Genomic DNA, 25,044 nt, shown 5'->3' with positions numbered 1-25,044 from the left:
TGTGTCGTTCGCCCATTTCCGTTTCAGACTGCCATGCTCGCGATGCCCCCCATCATATCCGTCTCAAATCTATCAAAGACCTACGGCTCCGGTTTCAAGGCGCTGAATGGCATCAATCTCGACATCAAGCGCGGCGAAATCTTCGCGCTGCTCGGGCCGAACGGCGCCGGCAAGACCACGCTGATCAGCATCATCTGCGGCATCGCCAATCTGAGCGAGGGTAGCGTCACCGTCGGTGGGCATGACATCAACCGCGATTACCGCGCCGCGCGGTCGCTGATTGGCCTCGTGCCGCAGGAACTGCACACCGACTCGTTTGAAACCGTCTGGGCGACGGTGAGCTTCAGCCGCGGCCTGTTCGGCAAGCCCAAGAAACCAGCGCACATCGAAAAAGTCCTGAAAGACCTGTCGCTGTGGGACAAGAAGGATTCCAAAATCATCACGCTGTCCGGCGGCATGAAGCGCCGCGTGATGATCGCAAAGGCGCTGTCGCACGAGCCGCAGATCCTGTTTCTCGACGAACCCACCGCCGGCGTCGACGTCGAATTGCGCAAGGGCATGTGGGATGTGGTGCGCGCGCTGCAAGCCTCCGGCGTCACCATCATCCTGACCACGCATTACATCCAGGAAGCCGAGGAGATGGCCGACCGCATCGGCGTCATCAACAAGGGTGAGATCATCCTGGTCGAGGACAAGGCCGGACTGATGCAGAAGCTCGGCAAGAAGGAGTTGAAGGTGCATCTGCAAGGCAAGATCGATGCGATCCCCGCCGCGCTCGCCGCCTACAATCTCGAACTGTGCGACGACGGCCACGCCGTGATCTATGATTACGACACCAAGGGCGACCGCACCGGCATCACCAGCCTGCTCGGCGATCTCCGCAATGCCGGCATCCGCATCTCGGATCTCGACACAAGGCAGTCGTCGCTGGAAGACATCTTCGTCAGCCTGGTGAGGGCGCCATGAATTACCGTGCGATCCGCGCCATCTATCTGTTCGAAATGGCCCGCACCTGGCGCACGCTGCTGCAGAGCATCGTCTCGCCGGTGGTTTCCACCTCGCTCTATTTCGTGGTGTTCGGCGCCGCGATCGGCTCGCGCATCACCGAGGTCGAGGGCGTCAGCTACGGCACTTTCATCGTGCCGGGGCTCGTCATGCTGTCGGTGTTGACGCAGAGCATCGCCAACGCCTCGTTCGGCATCTATTTTCCGAAATTCGTCGGCACCATTTATGAAATATTGTCGGCGCCGATTTCCTATCTCGAAATCGTGATCGGCTATGTCGGGGCGGCCGCGACCAAATCCATCATCCTTGGCCTGATTATTCTCGCCACCGCCGCGCTGTTCGTGCCGCTGCACATCCATCATCCCCTGTGGATGCTGACCTTCCTGGTGCTGACGGCGGTGACGTTCAGCCTGTTCGGCTTCATCATCGGCATATGGGCCGACGGGTTCGAGAAGCTGCAGATGATCCCGATGCTGGTAGTGACGCCGCTGACCTTCCTCGGCGGCAGCTTCTACTCGGTGAACATGCTGCCGTCGGGCTGGCGCACCGTCACGCTGCTCAATCCCGTGGTCTATCTGATCTCGGGCTTCCGCTGGAGTTTTTACGAGATCGCCGACGTCAGCGTGGGCTTGAGCCTCGGCATGACGCTCGGCTTCCTCGCCATCTGCATCGCCCTGGTGTGGTGGATTTTCCGGACCGGTTACCGGCTGAAGAATTGACGCCGGAAATGTTATTCCACCGTCATGGCCGGGCATAGCCGTCTGGAAGGACGGCGTCGCTTCCGCTCGCCTATGCCCGGCCATCCACGTTTCTTTCCCAATGCCGCAAAGACGTGGATGCCCGGGACAAGCCCGGGCATGACGAACCCCCGGTACCTCAGGCACCGCCGCATCTTCCACTCGCGAAAAAGTCAGCAATTCATGACCCATTGTGCCGTCCCGTCGCCTTGTTTGCGCCGCGGGAGCCGTTAACGATTGCGAGCGGCCACTGGAACCAGTGCCGGTTTCCGGGCATAGTGATGCCCGGGGGACGGGAGAGCCGGCGCTTTTAGTACAGGGGTCTGGAGGCCAAAGGTAAAATGCGTTCCTTCCTCATTGCCGTCACCGCCCTGACGCTGTTTGCCTCGGGCGCAGCCCAAGCCAAAGTCGCCATCACCGTTGATAAGGATAACCAGCAGATGACCGTCGCGGTCGACGGTGTCGAGCGTTACAACTGGCCGGTATCGACAGGCATCCCCTCCTACGAAACGCCGAGCGGCAGCTTCCGCGCCTTCCGGATGGAGGAAGACCACTACTCCAAGGAATTCGACGACGCGCCGATGCCGCACTCGATCTTCTTTACCAAGATCGGCCACGCCATCCACGGCACCGATTCCGTCAACCGTCTCGGCAGCCCGGCCTCACATGGCTGCGTGCGGCTGTCGCGCGAGAACGCCTCAAAGCTCTGGGCGCTGGTTCAGGAGCAAGGCGTTCTCAATACCACGGTGACGCTGACCGGCTCCTCCCAGGTGGCGCTGGCGCGCAATCCGCGGCGCGCCAATACGGCGGTCGCACGCCGCGCCCCGCTGCCGCAATATGAGCAGCAATACGATTCCGCCGGAGATCCCATCGTGATCACACCGCCGCAGCAGCGCACAGCGCCGGTTGCACGGGCCGACGACGGCTACATCTATCCCGCCGACGGTTCTTCCAACGAAGCGCGTTATCCCGCGCCCGGCCGCCGCGCCTACGAGACCCAGGCCTATCAGCAGCAACAGCCGCAATATTACGACAACCGCGGCTATGCGCCGGCGCCGCAGGGCTACTACTACCAGCCGCGGCAGTCGTATCAGCCGCGCGGGCTGTTCGGCTATCAGGATTAACTGGGCGAATTTTTCGCGGTCGCGGCATTATCCGTGACCGCGATCCTAACCGTCCGTCGCGCTCGCCAGCGTGCGGTCGCGTTGCGCCGTCAGCCGCGCCTGTTGCCAGGCGTCGTGCGCAATCATCCCGGCCGCCATCGCCGCGACGAAAACAATGATGCCGGGCGACAGGGTCGCAAGGCTTTCCAGCGCCGGCCCCGGGCACAGGCCGACAAGGCCCCACCCGACACCGAACAGCGCCGCACCGCTTACCAGCGGCAGATCGATCCCCGACTTGCCCGGCCGAAAATACTGCCCGGCAAACCACGGCCGCGCAGCGCGATCGGCCAGCCTGAAGCCCGGCACCGACACCGCGAGCGCCGCAGCCATCACCACGGCAAGGCTCGGATCCCATGCGCCGAAGATATCCAGAAAACCAAAAACCTTGGTCGGCTGCACCATGCCTGAAATCAGCAGGCCCGCACCGAAGATCAGGCCGCAAATCAAGGGGGCGATGATCCACATGGCTCAACCTCCCAACACGTGGCGGGTAACTGCCACGGTAACGACCGCCGTGGCCATGAAGACGACTGTGGCGGCGATGGAACGCGGCGACAGCCGCCCTATTCCGCAAATGCCGTGACCGGAGGTGCAGCCGCCGCCGAGACGGGTGCCGAAGCCGACCAGCAGTCCCGCTGCGATAATGACGGCCCAGTTCGATGGCAGTTTCGGCGGCGACATTCCGTATCCGACAAGACCGGCGATGACGGGCGCCAGAATAAGCCCGGCGATAAAGGCGATGCGCCAGCCCTTGTCCTCGCCGCGCATATTCAACAGGCCGCTGAAGATGCCACTGATCCCCGCGATCCGGCCGGTCGACAACATCAGCAGCACCGCGGAAAGCCCGATCAGGACGCCGCCGATTGCGGCCGACACGGGAGTGAAATTGGCCATGAGGGTTTCCAGGGCTCGATGGGTACGCTCAGATCATAGGCGGACTGCGCATGATCGCAATGGGCCGGCGGCGGCCGCCTTGATCCATCGCAATGCCGGCCAGGCGCGCTGCCGGATATGCTGTGCCAGTAAACCACAGGGCAAAATCGATGACCAATTGGCCGCAACAGACCACCGATTTGAGCATTCTCCTGCGTAGCCTTCGCGGATCGGCCCCCGACGTCATGAAGGCGTTCGCGGGCATTGCGAAGGCAGCGACGGTTTCGAAGGCGCTGGATGCCAAGACCAAGGAACTGATCGCGCTCGGCATCGCGGTGGCCGTTCGATGCGACGATTGCATCGCCTTTCACGTCAAGGCTTGCGTGGAGCAGGGCGCCACGAAGGAGGAAGTCAGCGAAACGCTGGGAATGGCGATCTATATGGGCGCCGGCCCCTCGGTGATGTACGCGAGCCACGCGCTGGAAGCGTTCACGCAATTCGAGGCCGGTACGGCGAAACCATTGGGCAGACGAATTCCAGTTCGCAATGACGATGAAATTCGTCTCGAATGACAAGGTCCCGCTCGGAGGTCATGGCGCTCGGAGGCCGCACCTCATCTATTCCTCGCCCCTTCTGAGCCGCCGCCACACCGCGCCCAGCACGTTGGAATAATCGTCGGTCCAGACCCGCTGGTTGTCTTCGGCTTCCGTCAGCGCCCATTGGTCCGACGATGCCAGCTTGCCGACGTCGGCCTCTTCGCGCGCCGAGACCACGACCGAGGTCGAGAAGATGTATTCATTGTCGCGGCCGGAATCCTCGCTGTAGACCCAGCTCTTCATATCGTTGGCGTCGGCGATGCCGACGACGACGCTCGACAGCTCCAGATGCCGGTTGGAGACGTGCATCACCACCGCCCCCTGCGGCGCCAGCTTGGACTTGTAGATCTCCATCGCCTCTTCGGTCGCCAGATGAATCGGAATCGCATCCGAGGAATAGGCGTCGACGATGATCAGATCGTAGACGCCGTCGGGCTCGCGCGCGAAGGTCAGCCGCGCATCGCCGATCACGGGTTCCAGGTTCGGCTGGCAAACCTGGATGTAGGTGAAATATTTCGGGTCGCGCGCGGTATCGACCATCGACTGGTCGATCTCGAAGAACTTCCAGTCCTCTCCAGGTTCGGACGCGCAGACCAGCGTGCCGGAGCCGAGCCCGATCACGGCGACCCGCAGCGGCGCGCCCTTGCGCTCGCGGATCGCGGTGATCGCCTGGCCGATGCCGCCGTCCTTGTGATAATAGGTGATCGGCTCCGGCTGGCTGGTGACCGGCGTGCCATCGTCGTTCTTGAATTTCTCGGCGCCGTGGATCGTGGTGCCGTGCATCAGCACATGATATTGGCCGTTCGGCGTCACCACGATCTTGTGGACGCCGAAGAAGCTGCGCACGGTCTCCACGCGCCCGTCGTCGGAGGGATACATCCGGATCAACACCAGCGCCAAGGTCACCACAGCGGCCAGCTTCCAGCGATCCGCCTTGAGCAGGATCGCCAATATCATCGAGACGACCGCAACTGCGGCTACCACGTAGACTCGATTGGTATCCAGCCATGTGAAGATTTTGCCGCTGCTGTAGGACGGCGCGATCAGCGCCGCCGCGGCGATGGCTAGCAGCGGCCAGAACCAGCGGCTCCATTGCGGCCACCGCTCGTCGGCCGGCGGCCGGCACAGCACCGCCAGCGCCACCAGGATCGGATATTCCGCGACCCAGGAGAACGTGAACGGCGCGATCAGCCCCGCGAATAGTCCGCCGACCATGCCGCCGAACGACAGCGCGACATAGAAACCCGTGAGATATTTCGCGGCGGGGCGGGTGCGCGCCAACTCGCCATGACAGGCCATCGCAATGATGAAGAAGCAAAGCTGGTGGCCGCCGAGCGTCAGCAACAGGTTCTGCTCGCCGCCTATCGCCAACAGCAGGATCACCCCCATGATCGCCAGCGGTTGCAGCATCAGCATGAACTTGTGCGGCAACAGCGGGCGTGACTGGAACACCAGCACCCAGGTCAGGAGATAAAGCGACAGCGGCAGCACCCACAGCAGCGGCGCCGCCGCGACATCGGTGGAAATATGCGCGGTCACCGCGATCAGCAGCCCCGACGGAACGGCGGCAAGGAAGATCCAGCGGGCGCGCAAAATCGATGGCGGCGCCGGCGCGGCGCTATCGTCGGCCGGCATGTTCAGTTCCGCCGCCTTCGCCGGCGAGCGCAGCAGCAATACGCCGCAGGTTGCGATCAGCACGATCAAGAGGCCATAGCCGCCGGTCCAGATCAGGTTCTGCGTGCGCAGCGTGAACATCGGCTCCAGCAGCACCGGATAGGACAACAGCGCCAGGAAGCTGCCGATATTCGAGGAAGCGTAGAGGAAGTACGGGTCAGGACCGTTGGGGTGGCCGGTGCGGACGAACCAGGCCTGCAGCAGCGGATTGTTGGCGGCGAGCGCAAAGAACGGCAGCCCGATCGACACCGCAAACAGGCCGAGCAGCCAGGGCGCATAGCCTGACGTCGGCGGATCGCCCCATCCGCTCGAGATCGACAGCGGCAGCGTCAGCATCGCACAAGCGAGCAGCAGCAGATGGGCCGCCACGGGAATCGTGCGGTTGCGCAGCTGCATCAGGAAATGCGCATAGGCATAGCCGCCGAGCAGCAGCGACTGGAAGAACACCATCGCCACCGACCACACCGCCGGCGAGCCGCCGAGCCGCGGCAGCACCATCTTGGTGAACAGAGGCTGCACCGAGAACAGCAGCAGCGCGCTGACGAAGATCGCGGCGGTGTAGACGACCAGGACTAACAGGTTCCGACTTTCGGAAGGCTGGTCCGCTGAAACGGACAGATCGGGAGAAGACATCAAAACTCCGGCTGGAAACCGGCGGGCGCCGGTGGCGGGATGCCCGGCAGGGCCGCCGGCGGGGCGCAATGGAGCATAGGGCGACACGGCGAGCAATGCGGGATAAGAAAGCACGGATAGGGCGCTTTGCGCCCATCCCGATCAAACCTTCTTGAAGCTGAAGCTGGCATGAACGAGACGGACGTTGTCATCATTGGGGCGGGGCATAACGGCCTCACCTGCGCGGCCTATCTCGCGATGGCCGGCCTGCGCGTAAAAGTAGTAGAGCGCCGCAAGGCGGTCGGCGGCGCCGCCGTGACCGAGGAATTCCACCCCGGCTTCCGCAACTCGGTGGCCGCCTATACTGTCAGCCTGCTCAATCCACAGATCGTTGCCGACCTGAAGCTCGCCGATCACGGCCTGCGCATCGTCGAGCGCCGCGCACAGAATTTTCTGCCCGCGCCCGACGGCAGCTATCTCCTGACCGGCGAGGGCCGCACGCAGGCATCGGTGGCAAAACTCAGCGAGCGCGATGCGGCCACTATTGATGTCTTCTCGCGCGAGCTGGAGGCCATCGCCGACGTGCTGCGGCAGCTCGTGCTGCGCCCTCCGCCGAACATCGTCGAGGGGTTTGGGATCGGTGCGATCCGCGAGGCCTTCAATGCGATGGGCACAGCCGGCATCCTGCGCAAGCTCTCGCTCGAACAGCAGCGCAATCTGCTCGACCTGTTCACGCGCTCGGCCGGCGAGATGCTGGACGAGCGCTTCGAGAACAACCTTGTGAAGGCGCTGTTCGGCTTCGACGCCATCGTCGGCAATTATGCCAGTCCCTACGCGGCGGGCTCGGCCTACGTCATGCTGCACCATGCGTTCGGCGAGGTGAACGGCAAGAAGGGCGTATGGGGCCACGCGATCGGCGGCATGGGCGCGATCACGCAAGCGATGGCGCGCGTCGCGCGCGGGCATGGCGTGGAGATCGAAACGGAAGCCGGCGTGCGCGAAGTGATTGTCGAGGGCGGGCGCGCCGCGGGCGTGATCCTCGACAATGGCGAGACCATCCGCGCGAAATACGTCGTCTCCGGCGTCAATCCGAAACTGCTGTATACGCGGCTTGTGCCGTCGGGCGCGCTGGCGCCGGAATTCCTCGGACGCATCTCGCGCTGGCGCAATGCATCAGGTACTTTTCGCATGAATGTCGCGTTGGATGCCCTGCCCTCCTTCACCGCATTGCCCGGCGCCGGCGACCATCTCACCGCCGGCATCATCCTCGCGCCGAGCCTCGGCTACATGGATCGCGCCTGGCAGGACGCGCGCAGCCATGGCTGGAGCCGCGAGCCCGTGGTGGAAGTGCTGATCCCCTCCACGCTCGACGATTCCCTCGCTCCGGAAGGCCGGCATGTCGCGAGCCTGTTCTGCCAGCATGTCGCGCCGGAATTGCCGGATGGAAAATCGTGGGACGATCACCGCGACGAAGTCGCCGACCTCATGATCGCGACGGTGGACAAATTCGCGCCGGGCTTTGCAGCCAGCGTGATCGGCCGCCAGGTGCTGTCGCCGCTCGACCTCGAGCGTCAGTTCGGCCTGCTCGGCGGAGACATCTTCCACGGCGCCTTGACGCTCAACCAATTGTTTTCGGCGCGGCCGATGCTGGGCCATGCCGATTATCGCGGCCCCCTGAAGGGCCTCTACCATTGCGGCTCCGGCGCCCACCCCGGCGGCGGCGTCACCGGCGCCCCCGGCCACAACGCTGCGCGCGTGATCCTGGGCGATCACCGCGCACTGTTCGGATAGGCTGATGAAACGCACAAGGCGCAACGCCGGGACCGGCGTTGCGCCTTGCGAAACGATCAGATTGTCAAATCAAACGGCGTCGTAGGCTTCGATCGGAAGCGAACGGGATTCCTGCATCGACAGCGCCAGCGAAGGCGTCGCGCCGCCGTTGGCCGACGGATAGCTCACATACGCGCTCAGGGCGCACATCAAGGCAATAACCGCAGTAATCTTCGTCATGTTGAAAATTCCCCCTGTTGTTGTCGCTGTTTTCAGCGTGCCCTGTTCTTAGGCCTGGCCACTTAATGTGCGGCTCCATTCGGCCCGGTTGGAGGGAACCGTCTGAGAGCGCGGTAAATCGGGGGTGTACGACTGTCGTGAACGGGGTTTTAACCAAGTCCCTCGGTTCGCCTTCGGCCTACAAAGACGGACCGGATTCAGACAATGTGCAAAGCCGGTGGGTAATGACAGGAAAAGCCTGTGGATTGATTGTCGAAAACTCGCCGCGGCGGCTGTGGAAAAAACGGGTATCTACCGCGCATAACCGGATCGGCAATGCCCCCGCCGGTTGTGGATAGAAGGTGGATATGCCACCGCAGCAACGCTGGCCCGAAACGAAAGAGACCGGGCGCTTGGCGCGCCCGGTCCCGAAAATGACCCCGAAATGGGCGGTTACTTCAGTGAGCTGCTGATGTCAGAGAACTTCGTGCTCAGCGTTGAGCCGAGACCGTTCACAACAGAGATGATCGCAATCGAGATACCCGCTGCAATCAGGCCATACTCGATGGCCGTGGCTCCCGATTCGTCCTTAAAGAATGACTTGATGACCGACATTGGTTCCGACCTGGGTTTGTGTTCCTGGAACCGAGGCTTCCCCCTGCAGTTCCTATCCGGGAACCTACGGAAATGAATCTAAGGCAGCCCTAACGTCGGCTCTGCAACTTTTCCGAGTATTACAATGTGAAATTTGCTCAAATTTGAATGAATCATCCTGTCCCCGATCGCGCCTCTCTTCTTTTCTCCAGGTTCTTCAATGGCTTCCACCGCCCCTACACACCGCGTCAGCTTTGCAGTCGGTGACGAGCACGCAGCTAAAGGTGTCGTCGATGCTCTAACCGAATTTTTTTTTGAAGGTCAGGCCGCGATCGCCGCATTTGAGCGGCCGGATGGCCGATGGGACGTTACCGTGCACTTCGCCGACCCGCCCGATCAGGCGCTGGTGCGCGAACTCGTCGCCAATGCTGCCGGTGCTGACATCGCCGAGGGCATCGCCTTCGACACGGTCGAGGCCAAGGATTGGGTCAAGGCCAGCCTCGAAGACCTCGTCCCCGTGCCGGCCGGACGCTTCATCGTCCACGGCCAGCATGACCGCGAGCGGATCGCGCCCAATAAGCTCGGCATCGAAATCGAGGCGGCGCTGGCGTTCGGCACCGGCCACCACGGCACCACGCGCGGCTGCCTGCTGTTGCTCGATCATGTCCTGAAAGCCTGGCGTCCGCGCCGCGTGCTCGATCTCGGCACCGGCACCGGCGTGCTGGCGATCGCCGCCGCCAGGGCGCTGCATGGAAAGGTGCTGGCGAGCGATATCGATCCGCCCTCGGTGCAGGTCGCCCGCGAAAACGCGCGGCTGAACGTGGCGGGGCATCTGGTGCAGGCGATCCGCGCCACCGGTTTTTCCGCGCCCCAATTCGTGGCTGCTGCGCCGTTCGATCTGGTGCTCGCGAATATCCTCGCCAATCCGTTGCGGCAACTGGCAGGGCCGATGGCGCGGCATCTGGCGCCATCGGCGCTGGTCATTCTGTCGGGCTTGCTGACGCACCAGGCGCCCGCCGTCATCGCCGCCTATCGCGCCCGTGGACTGGTGCCGGTGCGGCACCTGCGTATCGACGGTTGGAGCAGCCTGTTGCTGCGCAAGGTGAATTGAAACTCAATCGGCTGGTCTACGAGGATTGCGGGCGGTGACGCCGTTTTCTTCCCTCAACGTCCGCTTGACCCGCGCTTCCACCAACCGGTCCAAGATCTGGACGATGACGCCGCGCTGCTTCTTGTTGGCGACCGGCGGGATCGGGCCGCGGTCGGCCGGTGGCGAAATCCTCTCAAACGTGAAAGCTGGCATGGTGTATCCCCTCTTCGTTGAGTTGAAACACTCCTCGGGCCTCCCGGTAACCTTGAGCCGAACAGCCTGCACTGTAAAACCATTCGATCCGACTAACGCGGACGGATATATTGAAGCACGGATTATGCCAAATTGTGGCCAACTCCGCCGCATTGCGGATCGCTCCACCGAACTCTAAAGTGACCCGGCGATGTTCGAAGCCCATTTCCAGACATTCGAAGATCCCGAGAGCGGCGTCGCGCTGACCGCTCGGCTGGGCATCTTCCGCGAGGAGCTCGCGCGCCGGAAGCTGACAGGATTCGTAATTCCCCGCGCCGATCAGCAGCAGAACGAGTATGTGGCGGCCTCCGAAGAGCGGCTGGCCTGGCTCACCGGCTTCACCGGTTCGGCCGGCATCGCGATCGTCCTGACGCGCGAGGCCGCCATTTTCGTCGATGGCCGCTATACGCTGCAGGCCGCCAAGCAGGTCGACCGCAAGGCCTGGCACATCGAGCCGCTGGCCGATCCGCCACCGGAACACTGGCTGGCCAAGCATCTGGCCGCCGGCGACCGCCTCGGTTTTGACCCGTGGCTGCACACTTCCGCGGCAGCCGAGCGGCTGGCGGCCGCCTGCACCAACGCGGGCGCGGAGCTGGTCGCGGTCGACAGCAACCCGCTGGATTCGGTGTGGACCGAGCGCCCGGCCCCGCCGCTCGGCCCCGTTTCCGTTCATGGCGTGCAGTTTTCCGGCGAGATCGAAGCCGAAAAACTCAAGCGGATCCGGCTTGAGATCGCCAAGCTCGGGGCCGAGGCGCTGGTGCTGTCGGACAGTCACGCGGTGGCCTGGACCTTCAACATCCGCGGCGCCGACGTCTCCCACACGCCGCTGCCATTGTCCTACGCGCTGGTGCCGAAGGACGGCCGCCCCACCCTGTTCATCGATCACCGCAAGCTTTCCAACCTGACGCGCGACCATCTCGAACAATCGGCCGATGTCCGGGAGCCCGGCGCGCTGGTGCCCGATCTGACCGAGCTCGCGCGCAGCGGCATCACGATCGCGCTCGACAGCGCCACCGCCGCGGACGCGCTGAGCCGCCTGATCGCGGGCGCCGGGGGAAAACCGGTGCGCGGCAACGATCCGGTGAGCCTGTTGAAGGCGGTGAAGAACATCACCGAGATCGAGGGTACGCGGACCGCACACCGGCGCGATGCGGTGGCGCTGACGCGCTTCCTCGCCTGGATCGACCGCGAGGCGCCATCCGGCGCGCTGACGGAGATCGACACCGTCGAGGCGCTGGAAACCTTTCGGCGCCAGACCTGCGCGCTGAAGGATGTTTCGTTTCCGACTATCGCCGGGACCGGGCCGAACGGCGCCATCGTGCATTACCGCGTCACCCGCAAGAGCAACCGGCGGATTTCGCCCGGCGATCTGCTGCTGATCGATTCCGGCGCGCAGTATGAAGACGGCACCACCGACGTCACCCGCACGATCGCGATCGGCAACCCTACCGACGAAATGCGCGACCGCTTCACGCGTGTGCTGCGCGGCCACATCGCGATCACACGCGCGATCTTTCCCGACGGCACCACCGGCGCACAACTCGATTCCTTTGCGCGGCAATTTTTGTGGCAGGCCGGCCTCGATTTCGAGCACGGCACCGGCCATGGCGTCGGCAGCTATCTCTCGGTGCATGAAGGCCCGGCGCGGATTTCGAAACTCGGCACCACGCCGCTGAAACGCGGCATGATCCTTTCCAACGAGCCCGGCTATTACAAGACCGACGCCTATGGCATCCGGATCGAAAACCTCGAACTCGTCATCGGCACCGACGTGCCAGGTGCCGAGAAGCCGGTGAACGCGTTCGAGACGCTGACGCTGGCGCCGATCGACCGCCGCCTGATCGATGTGAATATGCTGAGCGCGACAGAGCTGAAATGGCTGAACGATTACCACGAGCGCGTCAACCGCGCGGTGCGCCCGCATCTCGACGACAACGCCACGAAACTGTGGCTGGATGAGGCGACGGCGGCGATGCTGCCGCTTTGATCACTATTGCCTAACGCACAGTCGTCGTCCCCCGCGAAGGCGGGGGACCCAGTATTCCAGAGACGTCAGCGATTGAGCCGAGGCTGCCCGGCGTACTGGGTCACCCGCCTTCGCGGATGACGACAGCGGAGTTTGTTGTACGAATTCGGCATGGCCGCATGCTGAAACATCCGTATCCGCCATGAGCCATCGCGCTACAGTCTGATTCAACCAACAGAGGATCGGACTGAATGCACGGCGTCGTGGGCAAGCCGCCCGGCGCGGCGGCGAACAATAGCGCCGTCGCGACATCGAAAATCATGCTGCTGATGCTGGTCGCGATGACCGGCGTCGCGCCGATCTCGCTCTACATGCTGGTGCCGGCGCTGCCCGTGCTGGCGACGACGTTCAACGGCGATATCTCGGTCGCGCAGATGACGGTGTCGCTCTACATGGTCGGCATCGCCTGCTCGCAGCTCGTCATGGGGCCGCTGTCGGACAGGTTCGGCCGCCGCCCGGTGCTGCTGGCGGGCCTGGCCTTGATGGTAGCGGCCAGCATCGGCTGCTCGCTGGCCCAGACGCTGCCGCAACTGATCGCCGCGCGCTTCCTGCAGGCGCTCGGCGGCGCCACCGGCATGGTGGTGAGCCGCGCCATCATCCGCGATCTCTACAGCCGCGACCGCATCAGCTCCATGATCAGCCTCGTCATCGGGGTCATGATGGTGGCGCAAATGCTGAGCGCGCTCGCCGGCGGCCTCCTGGAGACCGCGTTCGGCTGGCGCGCAATCTTCTATTTCATCACCGCGGCTTCGCTCGGTGTCGCCGTGCTGATATCAGTTGCGCTGCCCGAGACGCGGCGCGACCGCGGCGTGCGCGGCAGCTTCCGCGGCGACGTCGGCAAGCTGATCCGCGACCGCGCCTTTCTCGGCTATGTGCTGTGCCAGGTGCTGGCTTCCCAGATCATCTTCACGTTCGCCGGCGGCGGGCCCTACATCGTGGTGACGCAGATGGGCCGGACCACCGCCGAATATGGCGCCTGGTTTGCGACCACCGGATTTGCGTATCTGGTCGGCAACCTGTTCTGCGTCCGCTTCGCGCCGCGCCATTCGCTGGAGAAGCTGATCTGGTTCGGGCTGGCGCTGCAATTCGGCGGCGCGCTGCTGAACCTCATCTTCAGCATCGTCGGGACCAACCAGACGCCGCTCTGGCTGTTCGGCACCCAGATGATCGTCATGGTCGCCAACGCCTTCGTGATGAACAACGCCGCAGCCGGCGCCATCAGCGTCCGCCCTGAGGCCGCCGGCACCGCGGCGGGCGCGATGGGTTTCCTGCAGCAGGGCATCGGCGCGCTGGTCTCGCAATTCGGCGCCTATCTCGGCGGCCACTCCACCACCACGCTGCCGTTGACGGCCGCGATCTTCGCGCTCTCGATCGCCTGCGCGTCGGCGATGTTCTTTCTCGTGCCGCGGCCAACGGTCGTGGTCAGCGAGGAATTGATGGCGAAGGCGGAGGAGGAAGAAAGCGGGATGTTGTGAGGGGCCCGAAATGGCCGCTACTGTCATTGCGAGTGAAGCGAAGCAATCCATTCTTTCTTTATGCCGCGAGATGGATTGCTTCGCTTCGCTCGCAATGACGTGGAGAAAGTCACTCACTCCCCGATCAGCTTTAGCCACTCGTCCTCGGTCAGCACCGGCACGCCGTGCTTCTTTGCCTCCGCGAGCTTTGAACCCGCGCCGGGCCCCGCGACGACGTAGTCCGTCTTCTTCGACACCGAGCCGGCTGCCTTGGCGCCCAGCCTCTCGGCCGTCGCCTTGGCTTCGTCGCGCGTCATCTTTTCCAGCGAGCCCGTGAACACCACGGTCTTGCCGGCCACCGCCGAATTGCTCTTCGGCTTCTCGGCGTCGAGAACCGTGACTTCCCTCTTCAGCCGCTCGACGATGCCGCGGTTGTGGCTTTCGCCGAAATAGGCAGCGACGCTCTTGATCACGGTATCGCCGATCTGGTCGAGCGCATCCATCTCGACGATGGTTTCCTCGTCGCCTTCGGCGACCTTGAGGCAAGCGTCGTGAAATGCGTCCCATGAACCATAGCCGCGCGCCAGCGCCAGCGCCGTGGTCTCGCCGACATGGCGCATGCCGAGCGCATAGATGAAACGCTCCAGCGCAATGCGGCGGCGGCTCTCGATCGCGGCAAAGAGATTGCGCACCGAGGTTTCGCCGTAGCCCTCGATCTCCTCGAGCTTGAGCTTGTTATTGCGCTTTTGCAGGATGAAGATGTCGGCGGGCTCCTTCACCCAACCCTCGTCGAAGAAGTATTGAAGCTGCTTTTCGCCGAGCCCGTCGATATCGAAGGCGCGCCGCGAGACGAACAGTTTCAGATGCTCGATCTTCTGGAACGGACAGGCGAACTCGCCGGTGCAACGGGCGCGCGAACCTTCCTCGCCGGTTGCCGTTTCCTCGCGCACGACGTCGGTGTGCAGCGGGCACGGGCATTTCTTCGGGAAGTGAAACTCCTTCGTCCCCTTCGGCCGCTTGTCGATCACGACATCGACGACCTGCGGGATCACATCACCGGCGCGCTGGATCACGACGGTGTCGCCGATCCTGATATCGCGCCCCTCGCGCAACTGCTCGCCCTTGTTGCCGATGCCCTTGATGTAGTCCTCATTGTGCAACGTGACGTTCTGCACGATCACGCCGCCGACACCGACCGGCTCCAGCTTTCCGACCGGCGTGAACGAACCGGTGCGCCCGACCTGGATCTCGATGTCCTTGAGCACCGTCATGGCGCGCTCGGCCGGGAATTTGTGTGCAATGGCCCAGCGCGGTGTGCGCGAGACGAAACCGAGCCGCTCCTGCCAATCGATCCGGTCGATCTTGTAGACGACGCCGTCGATGTCGTAATCGAGCTCGGCGCGCTGTTCCTCGATCTTGCGGTGGAACGCGATCAGATGCTCGACGGAATGACAGAGCTTTGTCAGCGGGTTGGTCTTGAAGCCACAGCGCTCGAACCAGTGGATCATGCCGGTTTGCGTCCCCTCCGGCATCGCGCTCATTTCACCCCAGGAATAGGCGAAGAAGCCGAGCGGACGTGACGCGGTAATCGAAGGATCTTTCTGGCGCAGCGACCCCGCGGCGGAATTTCGCGGATTGGCGAAGATCGTATCGCCGGCGGCCTTCTGGCGCTCGTTCAGCGCGAGGAAGGCCTTCTTGGTCATGTACACCTCGCCGCGCACCTCGCAGATGTCAGGCACGTTGCGGCCCTTCAGCCTCTCGGGCACATCTTCCAGCGTGCGGATATTGGCGGTGACATCCTCGCCGACCGCGCCGTCGCCGCGCGTCGCGGCGGTGACGAGCTCACCGCCCTCATAGCGCAGTGACATCGACAGTCCGTCGATCTTCGGCTCGGCAGAAAAGTCGATCTTGTCATCCGGCAGCTTGAGGAACCGCGTGATGCGGCCGGCGAAATCGATCACGTCCTGCTCGGCAAAGGCATTGTCGAGCGACAGCATCGGCAAGGAGTGACGGACTTTCTTGAAGCGCCCCGACGGCGCCGCGCCCACCTTTTGCGATGGCGATTCCGAACTGACGAATTCCGGGAACCGCTTCTCGATCGCATTGAACCGCTGGCGCAACGCGTCATATTCGGCATCCGTCACGCTTGGCGCATCGTCCTGGTAATAGCGCTTGTCGTGCCCCTCCAGCTCCAGCGCCAGCCGCATGTGCTCGACCTTGGCCTGCGCCTTGGTGAGCTTGGCAATTTCGGGGAGCGGTTTTGGTTTTGCGGTCTTTGCCATGACGGTCACGGCTACGCCGTCGCCGCGCGCAACAGCCGCTCCGCCGCCGCCCGCGCCTCCGCGGTGATCTCCGCGCCCGCCAGCATGCGGGCGATTTCCTCGCGGCGGTGGTCGGCGGCGAGCGCGTTGACGCGGGTGGCGACGCGCTTGCCCTTGTCGAGCGCGTCCTTGGAAATGAGCAGGTGCGTGCTGGCCCGTGCGGCGACCTGCGGCGCGTGCGTCACCGCCATCACCTGGACCTGGCCGGCCAGCCGCGACAGCCGCGCGCCGATCGCGTCCGCCACCGCGCCGCCGACACCGGTATCGATTTCGTCGAACACCAGCGTGGGCGCCGAACCGCGGTCGGACAGCACCACCTTGAGCGCCAGCAGAAACCGCGACAGCTCGCCACCGGAGGCGACCTTCATCAGCGGCCCCGGTTTGGTGCCGGGATTGGTCTGCACCCAGAACTCGACGCGGTCGATGCCCTGCGGTCCCGGCGAGTTCGCGTCGGTCTCGACCTGCGTCGTGAATTTTGCACGTTCGAGTTTTAGCGGCGCCAGTTCGGCGTTGACGGCCTTGTTGAGCTTCTCGGCGGACCTGTTGCGGGCCGCAGAAAGCTTCTCGGCTGCCGCGCCGTAACGTTTGTCGGCGTCATCCGCGGCGGCTTCCAGCTTCCTCAACTGATCCGCGCCGGCATCGATCAGCGCCACGTCGGCGACGAATTTGGCGGCGAGCGCCGCCAGCCCGTCGACCGGCGTCGAATATTTGCGCGAGGCGGCGCGAAGCGCAAACAGCCGTTCCTCGATGCGCTCCAGCTCGGCGGGGTCGAAATCGGCCGCGACCAGGGCTGCGCTGAGATGCTGGTCGGCCTCTTCCAGCGCGTTGATCGCGATATCGATCGCCTTCACCGCCGGCTCGACCAGCGCAGGCGAATTGGCGGCGCGGCGTTCGAGGCGGCGTACTGCGGCGGCCAGCGCCGGCACCGGCGAATGGGGGCCGCCGACCGCCTCCTGCGCCTCGCGCAGGTCGCTTGCGATCTTCTCGCCCTGCATCATGATGGTGCGGCGTTCAGCGAGCGCGGTCTCCTCGCCGTCCTTCGGCTTCAACGTCTTCAGCTCGTCGGCGGCGTGGCGCAGATAATCCGCCTCGCGCGCGGCGCGTTCCATGCTGGCGCGATGGGCGTCGAGCGCGGTGTTGGCGCTGCGCCGCGCCTCCCACAGCGTTTCCACTGCCGAGACCTCTTTCTCCAGCCCGGCAAAGGCGTCGAGCAACTGCCGGTGCGTCGAGGCGTCGACCAGCGCACGCTCGTCATGCTGGCCGTGAATCTCGACCAGGACAGTGCCGACCGCTTTCAGGGTCTGCACGCTGATCGACTGGTCGTTGATGAAGGCGCGGGTGCGGCCGTCGGCAAGCTGCACGCGGCGCAGAATCATTTCCCCGGTGTCGTCGAGGCCGTTTTCGGACAGGATCCTTGCGGCCGGATGGCCCTTGGGGACGTCGAAGGTGGCCGTCACCTGGCCCTGCTCCGCGCCATGGCGGACCAGGCCCGAATCGCCGCGGCCGCCGAGCGCCAGCGCGAAGGCATCGAGCAGGATGGATTTGCCCGCGCCGGTCTCGCCGGTCAGCACCGCGAGGCCACGGGAGAATTCGATATCGAGCCGTTCGATCAGGACGATGTCACGGATCGACAGACGCGCCAGCATGCGAAGTGTATTCCTAGCCGAGACCCAATTTCTTGAAGGCCCTGGAAATATAGGAACCCTTGTTCTCGCTCGGCTCGAGACCGCCGGACTTTACAAGATTATAGGCGTCCTTGTACCACTTGCTGTCAGGAAAGTTGTGCCCAAGTACGGCCGCCGCCGTCTGCGCCTCGCCGACGATGCCGATCGCCATATAGGCCTCGGTGAGGCGGTAGAGCGCTTCCTCGACGTGGCGGGTGGTCTGATAGCGCGTGACCACGGTCTTGAAACGGTTGATCGCCGGAGTGAAGTCGCGCTTATCCAAATAATAGCGGCCGACGTCCATTTCCTTGCCGGCAAGCTGGTCGCGCGCGCCTTCGAGCTTGGCCTTGGCGGAGTTGGCATATTCCGAGGTCGGATATTTGCGAATCACCTCTTCCAGCGCCGCGATCGCCTTTTCGGTGCGGCCCTGGTCGCGGGAGATGTCCGGGATCTGGTCGTAATGCGAGGCCGCGATCAGATATTGCGCGTAAGCCGCATCGGCACTGCCGGGATGCAGCGTGACGTAACGGGTCGCAGCGCCGATGCAGCTGTCATAGTCGCCCTGATTGTAGAAGGAATAGGCCGACATCAGCAGCGATTTGCGCGCCCAGTCGGAATAAGGATGCTGGCGATCGACTTCCTCGAACTTCTTCGAGGCCGCCTTGTTATCCTTGCGCTGGTTCATCAGGTACAAGCCCTCATTGTAGAGCTTGTCCGCGGGTTCCTCGTTGAAGGTGTCGTCCTTGGCGGTGAACTTGTCCCAGAGCGCGCCGGTGCCGCACCCGCTCAAGGGAATGGCGAGCGCAATCAGGCCCGCCGCCAGCCGCAGCGAGCGTCCGGCCCCGGCGAGGCTGAAAAGCCTAAGTGATTTGCGTGATTCAAGCGTCATACGCTGTGCCGACATGGAATCTGTGACCTGACGCCTTTGATGCGGTTGATGACTGAGCCCGCCCGTCCACGAACCGCGGTCATGGATGCCATATTCCCCGTGCCAACTCTTCATGAGCCCGTGGCGCTTCTCGTGCAACCGCGGGCCTCTGTAGCCGAAAAATGGTCCTCGACCAACCGAATACGCAGCCAATTCGCCCGGATTAAGGCGGCTGAACGGCGGCGTTACCAATTGTGGTTACTACGGAAAACGCGCCTCTACAGCGCGAAAAGCCCGGCCTTTTGCAGCCGCGGTCAGATCAGGAAATATCCGGACCATAGGCCGGGGCGATCAAGCCACCCACCATGCCCGCGCCGGCCTCGGCATAGCCGCGGGGACGGCGTGCCGGTTCAGCCTCGACCACCCGCCAGGCGCTGCGATCGGCCAGCAGAGCCGTCAGCACGGCGTGGTTCAGCTTGTGGCCGCCACGCACCGAGCGATAGGCGCCGAGCAGCGGCAAGCCGGCCAGGGTAAGATCACCAACCGCGTCCAGCGCCTTGTGGCGGGCGCATTCGTCACTGAAGCGCAGCCCTTCGGTGTTGAGCAGACGGGCGTCGTCGAGCACTACGGTATTCTCAAACGAGGCGCCGCGCGCAAAACCGGCGCTCCAGAGCCGCGCCACGTCATTCATGAAGCCAAAAGTCCGGGCGCGGGAAACCTCGCGGCGGAAGCTTTCGGGGTTGAGATCGAGCGAGAAATTCTGACGGCCGATCACCGGATTGGCGAAGTCGATCTCGACCTCGACGCGGAACCCACCTGCATGCGGGCGCAGCTCGCCGAAGCTGTCGCCGATTGCGACCTGCACCGGCTTCAAGATCTGAATGAAGCGGCGGGAGGCCGACTGGGTGACAATGCCGGCCTGATCGATGGCGGCAACGAAGGCCGCCGCGCTGCCGTCCATGATCGGAACTTCGGGGCCGTCGACTTCGATGATGGCGTTGTCGACGCCCATGCCGCGCAAGGCAGCGAGCACATGTTCCGCAGTGGAAACCAGCGGGCCTTCGCGGTCGCCGAGAACGGTCGCGAGATCGGTGGCGGTAACCGATTCTGCGAGTGCGGGAACTTCGCGGTCGGCCTCATCAAGGCCGGTGCGGACAAAAATAAAACCCGCATCCACAGGAGCAGGGCCAAGCGTGAGGCTGACAGGTAAACCGGAATGAACGCCAACGCCCGTTACGGTGGCTTGCGACCGAAGCGTGGTTTGCCGGCTGAATTTCATCGATTAACTGCCCACTACCCTGACTTAACCCAAAGACGGGAACCGCGCGTAGATGGCGATTCGCGTTCTAGGCATCCCCAAGTCACGGCAGACCATAATCATTTCCCAAAGCGCGCCAACTCACGCTTCTTTACGGATTGTTACCCTATCTCTGCCGCAATCGCGCCAAGGGTTAACCAAATTCCGGCACGGCCGAAGGCCGTTTCAGCTGCAATAGCTGATCACGGAATGAGTAATTAATCATTCAAAATCAGTTGGTTGGACGGACAACCGCGCCTCGGCACCCAACCAAAGAGAGGGGCCCCGGCTGGGTCAGCCGGGGCCCCTTGGCTCGTCTCAAATGTTACAAAACCTCAGTTGGCCTGGCGTCGGAGGAAGGCCGGGATATCAAGATGATCGTCGCCCTGTGGCGTCGGGGCAACAGGTGCCGGGCGGCCATGGACGTCCAAACCTTGCGGCGCCGGGCGTTTTGCGTACTCCGATACCGGCTCGTGATTCGCCGCCATTTGCTGGGCGACGGTACGCTGCGGCTTTCGATCGGGCAGCGGCGCCATCGCAGGACCGGAGGCGCGGGCCGCGATCGGCGGCTCGGTCTCTTCGTCGCGGCGGCCGAGGCCGACATTGGCGAGCCGCTGCAAGAGCGAGAGCTTGGACTTCTGCGGGTGCTCTTCCTCGGCCTCGCCGCGGGCCTGCCGGATTTCGGCCTGCGCCGGCATCGGGAGATCCTCGAATTTCGGCATCCGCGGCGAGCGGGCCGGCGCACGTTCGGCCGCCTGCGGGATGAAGGTCTCGGGTGTCGCAGGCTGGTCGGGCTCGGCGCCGGCGGCCTCGTTATGATCCGGGAACAGGGTCGGCTTCTGCGCGATCGGGCGGACCGTGACGTCGCCATAGGACGCCGGCTGGATCGGAGCCTGCTGCGGCGTCTCAACCGCAGCTGCGATCGCGGCGAGCGCCGCACGCTCGACATTGCTGGACGAACGTTGCGCCGGCGCGGCGGCAGTGGCCTGCGCGGGAGCCGCCTGCGGCTCGACCTTCTGGGCGCGTTCGGCCAGCCGCGCATTGTCGGCGCGAAGGCGAGCGGTCAGTTCGGCCAGACGGTTGTCGGGCGAAGACGTGGCGGCCGCGGCGGTGGCAGTGGTCGCGACCGCCGGGGCGGCAGCGGCATTGCGCGCGATCTGCGCCTGCTCGATGCCGGTGGCAACGACGGAGACGCGGATGATGCCGTCGAGCGTTTCGTCGAAGGTGGCGCCGACGATGATGTTGGCGTCCTGATCCACTTCCTCGCGAATCCGGGTGGCAGCTTCGTCGACTTCGAACAGCGTGAGGTCCTTGCCGCCGGTGATCGAGATCAACAGGCCGCGCGCGCCCTTCATCGACGAGTCGTCGATCAGCGGGTTGGCGATCGCAGCTTCGGCCGCGGTCAGCGCCCGCTTCTCGCCGGTGGCTTCGCCGGTGCCCATCATCGCCTTGCCCATCTCCTTCATCACCGCCCTTACGTCGGCGAAGTCGAGGTTGATCAGGCCTTCCTTGACCATCAGGTCGGTGATGCAGGCAACGCCCGAATAGAGCACCTGGTCGGCCATCGCGAAGGCGTCGGCGAAGGTGGTCTTTTCGTTGGCGACCCGGAACAGGTTCTGGTTCGGGATGATCAAGAGCGTGTCGACCACCTTGTGCAGTTCGGCGATGCCGGACTCGGCGGTGCGCATGCGGCGCATGCCTTCGAAGTGGAACGGCTTGGTCACGACGCCGACGGTGAGGATGCCCATTTCGCGCGCGGTCTTGGCGATGACGGGGGCTGCGCCGGTGCCGGTGCCGCCGCCCATGCCGGCGGTGACGAACACCATGTTGGCGCCCGAGAGATGGTCGCGAAGCTCGTCGATGACCTCCTGCGCCGCCGCCGCGCCGACATCAGGCTGGGACCCCGCGCCGAGGCCCTGCGTCACCTGGGTGCCCATCTGCACGATGCGCTGCGCCTTCGACATGGTCAGCGCCTGCGCGTCGGTGTTGGCGACGACGAAATCGACGCCCTGCAACCCGGCAGTGATCATGTTATTGACGGCATTGCCGCCTGCTCCACCGACGCCGAAGACGGTAATCCGCGGTTTCAGCTCGCTGATGTCAGGGGGGGTCAGATTGAGTGCCATGGTTGCCTCTCGATTACGACGCGCGCTTTGGTTCGCCCCGGCCGGCGGCCGCGGGATTTGGTGAAAATCGTTTGGTTACTGGACCGGTCATCAGAAGCCCTCGCGAAGCCATCGTCCGACCTTTCCGAAATAGCCGTCAGTCCCTGTCCTGAGCTGCCGCGTATGCCGCGGTTCTACGTGTTCCAGATGAGCGTATTGCGGATAGACCAGGAGGCCTGCGGGCACCGCGAACGAGGCGCTCTTGGCCTCGTTGGGCAGCCGGCCGAATCCGAGCGGCCGGCCGATCCGGACCGGCCGGTTGAGAATGCGGGTGGCGAGTTCGACGGTGCCGGTGAGCTGGGACGCCCCGCCGCTCAAGACAACCCGCGCCCGCGGCTCTGCCGCAAAGGGGGAATCCGCGAGCCGGTCCCGGACCATTTCAAAAATCTCCTCGGCGCGATGCCGGACGATGTTCGCGATCGTGGCGCGCGAGACGATCTGCGGCGCATCGTGTTCCTCGCCTGCAGTCGGAACAGACATCAACTCGCGCGCGTCGGACCCGCCGGTCAGCACGGTCCCGTATAAAGTCTTGATTCGCTCGGCATCCGCAATGCATGCGCCGACGCCGCGTGCAAGATCCATGGTCACGTGCTGGCCGCCGAGCGCAAAACCCGAGGCGTGCACGAAGCGGCCGGCAGAATAGGTCGCAATCGTGGTCGATCCGGCCCCCATTTCGATCACGGCGGCGCCGAGATCGGCCTCGTCGTCGGTCAACACGGAAAGGCCTGCGACATAAGGACTCGCCGCCATGGCCTCGACATTGAGGTGGCAGCGTTCGACCACCAGCATCAAATTGCGGGCAACGGTTGCATCTGCCGTCACGACGTTCATGTCGACGCCGAATTGCCGGGCCACCATGCCGCGGGGGTCGCGGATGCCCTTGACGCCATCGAGCGCGTAGCCGACCGGCAGCGCGTGGAGCACGGTGCGGCCCTCGCCGGTGGCGTGGCGCATGCCGGTGGAGGTCACCCGGGTGACGTCATCGGCGGTAACGGCGCCGCCTCTGATATCGGCGGCGGCCTCGACCAGGGCGCCTTGCAGCCGGCCGCCGGAAACCGACAGCAATACTGACTCAACTCGGACCTTGGCCATGCGCTCGGCCAGCGCCACGGCCTGCCGCACCGCCTGCTCGCATTCGGCGAGATCGACCACGGCGCCTGCCTTGACGCCGCGCGACTGGATCTGGCTGTAGCCGATCAATTCCACCGCATGGGTGCGGCCGCGCAGCGCCTCGCTCGGCGGCGACGGCTTCAGCCGCGCGATCATGCAGGCGATCTTGCTGGTGCCGACGTCGAGCGACGCCACCAGCGCCGTGCGCTTGTGGTCGACGGGACGCGTCTTCGGGGTCTGGTTGCGATCGAGGCCGGTCATGCGTCACCGGCCTTCTTCTTGGTCTTCTTGTCCTTGAACAGTTCTTCGCGGGCCTTGGCCGCATCATCAGACAATTGCACCGTCAACCGGTCCGGCAAGCGCATGTCGACGGCGACGATGTCGCGCGAGAACAGCCGGTCCTCCTTGTCGAGCTTGCTCAGCACGGCAAGCGCATTGCCGACGTCGTTCTCCGGCAGACGAATGTCGAGGCCGTCCTTCAGCCGCAGATTCCAGCGCCGTTCGCCAACCAGGATCGCAGCCTTGGTCGCGATACGAACCTGCGGATAGCGGTCCAGAAGGGCGAGGAAATCACGGGCCCTGACGTCGGCGCCCTTGCCCACCACCAGCGGCAATGTCACGAAGCGGCGCGACACGTTGGGCTCCAGCACCGCGCCATCCTCCGATATCACGGACAGCCGGCCGTCCTGCTGCCACAGCGCGAACGCCGTGCGCTCGACGATGTCGATCTGCAACTGGCCGGGATAGAGTTTCAGGATGGTCGCGTCCGATATCCAGGGATTGGCCTTGAGCTTGTCGCGCACGGTGGCGGCGTCGAGGAACAGCAGCGAGGAGCGGCCATTGACGCCGCCGATCGCGAGCACCTCGTCCTGGCTCAAGTGCTTGCGGCCGTTGATGGCAACGGTGGTGATGCGGAACCCGGCGGAATTGGCGAGCGCATTACGGGTATCGCTGAGCGCCACCATGAAGTCGTCGACATGGCCGCCCTTGACGATGCCCAAGCCTGCGCTGCCGAGCAGCATCAGCACGGTCAAGGCGACGCCTGCGCGGTTCGGAAGGTAACGTTCGACCAGAAGGACCAGGCGATTCGGCGGCGCGCGATCGATCACGGACCTGGCCGGGACGCGGGCACGAAGGCCCAGCCGCTCGCGCAGCAGCACGGCCGCTCCAATAGCGGCCGCCTTCAGGTCAGCTTGGGGCCCCAGCGATCTCAGCGACCGAGCGAGGCGTCCTGCACCATCCATTGCACGAGCCTGTCCAAGTGTTGTTCCCGCAAGCATTTTCGCGGGTTCCGGCCCATATGACGCCTCGGTCTTGCCGGACTTGGTGCTGATCTGAAGTCGGAACAGCGCACGCCCCGGAGCCAAGCGCAACATGCGCCGCCAGCGTTAACCTTCGGACTTCCTGGTAAACAAAGTGTAAATTCGCGGCGCTGCGGACGCGCTTTGGCGCGTCTTTTGAGTGGTTTGCCGGACAATTCTTAGGATTTTAGCAACAATTCTCGTGGCGAGGTTAGTTCCGGGTTAACGGCCTGTTAATCGCTTGTCCGGCCGG

The 25,044-nt window shown here is 64.2% G+C and carries 21 protein-coding genes; 8 read left to right on the top strand and 13 right to left on the bottom strand.

The window, feature by feature from the left end; all coding sequences use genetic code 11:
* The first annotated feature begins 42 nt into the window (after positions 1-42).
* The 3 genes from V1293_RS31995 (at position 43) to V1293_RS31985 (ending at position 2,866) form a co-directional block, all read left to right on the top strand.
* On the top strand, positions 43-966 hold the full coding sequence (locus tag V1293_RS31995; RefSeq protein ID WP_334517003.1) for an ABC transporter ATP-binding protein: 924 nt from the start codon (positions 43-45) through the stop codon (positions 964-966).
* Positions 963-1,724 (top strand): ABC transporter permease, encoded by a 762-nt coding sequence (locus tag V1293_RS31990; RefSeq protein WP_334515244.1) that lies wholly within the window; start codon positions 963-965, stop codon positions 1,722-1,724. Before V1293_RS31995 ends, V1293_RS31990 begins: the two co-directional genes overlap by 4 nt.
* A gap of 359 nt (positions 1,725-2,083) precedes the next feature.
* Positions 2,084-2,866 carry a L,D-transpeptidase gene (locus tag V1293_RS31985; protein WP_334515241.1) on the top strand — a complete coding sequence of 261 codons (783 nt, stop codon included), beginning with the start codon at positions 2,084-2,086 and terminating at the stop codon, positions 2,864-2,866.
* A 45-nt stretch (positions 2,867-2,911) separates the two neighbouring features.
* Here the strand turns inward: V1293_RS31985 and V1293_RS31980 are convergent, their stop codons facing one another.
* Both V1293_RS31980 and V1293_RS31975 read right to left on the bottom strand, forming a co-directional pair.
* Complete coding sequence (locus tag V1293_RS31980; protein ID WP_334515238.1) at positions 2,912-3,370, bottom strand: DUF6691 family protein; 459 nt, start codon at positions 3,368-3,370, stop codon at positions 2,912-2,914.
* Between the two features lie 3 nt (positions 3,371-3,373).
* Entirely contained in the window at positions 3,374-3,799 is a 426-nt protein-coding gene (locus tag V1293_RS31975; RefSeq protein ID WP_334515235.1) for a YeeE/YedE family protein, read from the bottom strand.
* Between the two features lie 149 nt (positions 3,800-3,948).
* Here V1293_RS31975 and V1293_RS31970 point away from each other — a divergent pair, with 149 nt between their 5' ends.
* Positions 3,949-4,350 (top strand): carboxymuconolactone decarboxylase family protein, encoded by a 402-nt coding sequence (locus V1293_RS31970; RefSeq protein WP_334515233.1) that lies wholly within the window; start codon positions 3,949-3,951, stop codon positions 4,348-4,350.
* 45 nt (positions 4,351-4,395) lie between these two features.
* Here the strand turns inward: V1293_RS31970 and V1293_RS31965 are convergent, their stop codons facing one another.
* Positions 4,396-6,681, bottom strand: coding sequence for a spermidine synthase (locus V1293_RS31965; protein WP_334515231.1), 2,286 nt, complete (start codon positions 6,679-6,681; stop codon positions 4,396-4,398).
* A gap of 168 nt (positions 6,682-6,849) precedes the next feature.
* Here V1293_RS31965 and V1293_RS31960 point away from each other — a divergent pair, with 168 nt between their 5' ends.
* Positions 6,850-8,451 (top strand): phytoene desaturase family protein, encoded by a 1,602-nt coding sequence (locus V1293_RS31960; RefSeq protein WP_334515229.1) that lies wholly within the window; start codon positions 6,850-6,852, stop codon positions 8,449-8,451.
* A gap of 69 nt (positions 8,452-8,520) precedes the next feature.
* On the opposite strand, the gene V1293_RS31955 is transcribed toward V1293_RS31960, so the two are convergent.
* Positions 8,521-8,670: a hypothetical protein gene (locus V1293_RS31955; RefSeq protein WP_334515226.1), complete on the bottom strand. Its 150-nt coding sequence runs from the start codon at positions 8,668-8,670 to the stop codon at positions 8,521-8,523.
* Between the two features lie 432 nt (positions 8,671-9,102).
* Positions 9,103-9,264: a Flp family type IVb pilin gene (locus V1293_RS31950; RefSeq protein ID WP_334515224.1), complete on the bottom strand. Its 162-nt coding sequence runs from the start codon at positions 9,262-9,264 to the stop codon at positions 9,103-9,105.
* Positions 9,265-9,463: 199 nt separating this feature from the next.
* Between V1293_RS31950 and V1293_RS31945 the strand changes: the two genes are divergently transcribed.
* Positions 9,464-10,354: a 50S ribosomal protein L11 methyltransferase gene (locus V1293_RS31945; protein ID WP_334515222.1), complete on the top strand. Its 891-nt coding sequence runs from the start codon at positions 9,464-9,466 to the stop codon at positions 10,352-10,354.
* 3 nt (positions 10,355-10,357) lie between these two features.
* Here the strand turns inward: V1293_RS31945 and V1293_RS31940 are convergent, their stop codons facing one another.
* A complete protein-coding gene (locus tag V1293_RS31940; RefSeq protein ID WP_334515220.1) occupies positions 10,358-10,546 on the bottom strand; it encodes a hypothetical protein in 189 nt (62 codons plus the stop codon).
* Positions 10,547-10,736: 190 nt separating this feature from the next.
* Between V1293_RS31940 and V1293_RS31935 the strand changes: the two genes are divergently transcribed.
* Positions 10,737-12,572, top strand: a complete 1,836-nt coding sequence (locus V1293_RS31935) for an aminopeptidase P family protein (RefSeq protein ID WP_334515219.1) — start codon at positions 10,737-10,739, stop codon at positions 12,570-12,572.
* Between the two features lie 230 nt (positions 12,573-12,802).
* Positions 12,803-14,086 carry a multidrug effflux MFS transporter gene (locus V1293_RS31930; protein WP_334515217.1) on the top strand — a complete coding sequence of 428 codons (1,284 nt, stop codon included), beginning with the start codon at positions 12,803-12,805 and terminating at the stop codon, positions 14,084-14,086.
* Between the two features lie 113 nt (positions 14,087-14,199).
* Here V1293_RS31930 and ligA read toward each other — a convergent pair whose 3' ends face one another.
* The 7 genes from ligA to V1293_RS31895 form a co-directional block, all read right to left on the bottom strand.
* Positions 14,200-16,347, bottom strand: a complete 2,148-nt coding sequence (gene ligA, locus V1293_RS31925; RefSeq protein ID WP_334515216.1) for an NAD-dependent DNA ligase LigA — start codon at positions 16,345-16,347, stop codon at positions 14,200-14,202.
* Between the two features lie 11 nt (positions 16,348-16,358).
* Complete coding sequence (gene recN, locus V1293_RS31920) at positions 16,359-18,032, bottom strand: DNA repair protein RecN (RefSeq protein WP_334515214.1); 1,674 nt, start codon at positions 18,030-18,032, stop codon at positions 16,359-16,361.
* Positions 18,033-18,045: 13 nt separating this feature from the next.
* Positions 18,046-18,954, bottom strand: a complete 909-nt coding sequence (locus V1293_RS31915) for an outer membrane protein assembly factor BamD (RefSeq protein ID WP_334515213.1) — start codon at positions 18,952-18,954, stop codon at positions 18,046-18,048.
* A gap of 283 nt (positions 18,955-19,237) precedes the next feature.
* On the bottom strand, positions 19,238-20,197 hold the full coding sequence (gene lpxC / locus V1293_RS31910; RefSeq protein ID WP_334515211.1) for a UDP-3-O-acyl-N-acetylglucosamine deacetylase: 960 nt from the start codon (positions 20,195-20,197) through the stop codon (positions 19,238-19,240).
* Positions 20,198-20,550: 353 nt separating this feature from the next.
* A complete protein-coding gene (gene ftsZ / locus V1293_RS31905) occupies positions 20,551-22,341 on the bottom strand; it encodes a cell division protein FtsZ (protein ID WP_334515210.1) in 1,791 nt (596 codons plus the stop codon).
* A 90-nt stretch (positions 22,342-22,431) separates the two neighbouring features.
* On the bottom strand, positions 22,432-23,751 hold the full coding sequence (gene ftsA / locus V1293_RS31900; protein ID WP_334515208.1) for a cell division protein FtsA: 1,320 nt from the start codon (positions 23,749-23,751) through the stop codon (positions 22,432-22,434).
* Positions 23,748-24,734, bottom strand: a complete 987-nt coding sequence (locus tag V1293_RS31895; RefSeq protein WP_334515206.1) for a cell division protein FtsQ/DivIB — start codon at positions 24,732-24,734, stop codon at positions 23,748-23,750. Before V1293_RS31895 ends, ftsA begins: the two co-directional genes overlap by 4 nt.
* Between the last annotated feature and the right edge of the window lie 310 nt (positions 24,735-25,044).

The sequence above is a fragment of the Bradyrhizobium sp. AZCC 1693 genome (assembly GCF_036924745.1).
Taxonomy (GTDB): Bacteria; Pseudomonadota; Alphaproteobacteria; order Rhizobiales; family Xanthobacteraceae; genus Bradyrhizobium.
Note: the sequence above shows the minus strand (reverse complement) of the source record. Positions and strands in the feature narration are given on the sequence as shown.

Coding starts and splice junctions, on each gene's coding strand:
- V1293_RS31995 (WP_334517003.1), top strand. CDS start 43: ATGCCCCCCATCATATCCGTCTCAAATCTATCAAAGACCTACGGCTCC.
- V1293_RS31990 (WP_334515244.1), top strand. CDS start 963: ATGAATTACCGTGCGATCCGCGCCATCTATCTGTTCGAAATGGCCCGC.
- V1293_RS31985 (WP_334515241.1), top strand. CDS start 2,084: ATGCGTTCCTTCCTCATTGCCGTCACCGCCCTGACGCTGTTTGCCTCG.
- V1293_RS31980 (WP_334515238.1), bottom strand. CDS start 3,370: ATGTGGATCATCGCCCCCTTGATTTGCGGCCTGATCTTCGGTGCGGGC.
- V1293_RS31975 (WP_334515235.1), bottom strand. CDS start 3,799: ATGGCCAATTTCACTCCCGTGTCGGCCGCAATCGGCGGCGTCCTGATC.
- V1293_RS31970 (WP_334515233.1), top strand. CDS start 3,949: ATGACCAATTGGCCGCAACAGACCACCGATTTGAGCATTCTCCTGCGT.
- V1293_RS31965 (WP_334515231.1), bottom strand. CDS start 6,681: ATGTCTTCTCCCGATCTGTCCGTTTCAGCGGACCAGCCTTCCGAAAGT.
- V1293_RS31960 (WP_334515229.1), top strand. CDS start 6,850: ATGAACGAGACGGACGTTGTCATCATTGGGGCGGGGCATAACGGCCTC.
- V1293_RS31955 (WP_334515226.1), bottom strand. CDS start 8,670: ATGACGAAGATTACTGCGGTTATTGCCTTGATGTGCGCCCTGAGCGCG.
- V1293_RS31950 (WP_334515224.1), bottom strand. CDS start 9,264: ATGTCGGTCATCAAGTCATTCTTTAAGGACGAATCGGGAGCCACGGCC.
- V1293_RS31945 (WP_334515222.1), top strand. CDS start 9,464: ATGGCTTCCACCGCCCCTACACACCGCGTCAGCTTTGCAGTCGGTGAC.
- V1293_RS31940 (WP_334515220.1), bottom strand. CDS start 10,546: ATGCCAGCTTTCACGTTTGAGAGGATTTCGCCACCGGCCGACCGCGGC.
- V1293_RS31935 (WP_334515219.1), top strand. CDS start 10,737: ATGTTCGAAGCCCATTTCCAGACATTCGAAGATCCCGAGAGCGGCGTC.
- V1293_RS31930 (WP_334515217.1), top strand. CDS start 12,803: ATGCACGGCGTCGTGGGCAAGCCGCCCGGCGCGGCGGCGAACAATAGC.
- ligA (WP_334515216.1), bottom strand. CDS start 16,347: ATGGCAAAGACCGCAAAACCAAAACCGCTCCCCGAAATTGCCAAGCTC.
- recN (WP_334515214.1), bottom strand. CDS start 18,032: ATGCTGGCGCGTCTGTCGATCCGTGACATCGTCCTGATCGAACGGCTC.
- V1293_RS31915 (WP_334515213.1), bottom strand. CDS start 18,954: ATGTCGGCACAGCGTATGACGCTTGAATCACGCAAATCACTTAGGCTT.
- lpxC (WP_334515211.1), bottom strand. CDS start 20,197: ATGAAATTCAGCCGGCAAACCACGCTTCGGTCGCAAGCCACCGTAACG.
- ftsZ (WP_334515210.1), bottom strand. CDS start 22,341: ATGGCACTCAATCTGACCCCCCCTGACATCAGCGAGCTGAAACCGCGG.
- ftsA (WP_334515208.1), bottom strand. CDS start 23,751: ATGACCGGCCTCGATCGCAACCAGACCCCGAAGACGCGTCCCGTCGAC.
- V1293_RS31895 (WP_334515206.1), bottom strand. CDS start 24,734: ATGGATGGTGCAGGACGCCTCGCTCGGTCGCTGAGATCGCTGGGGCCC.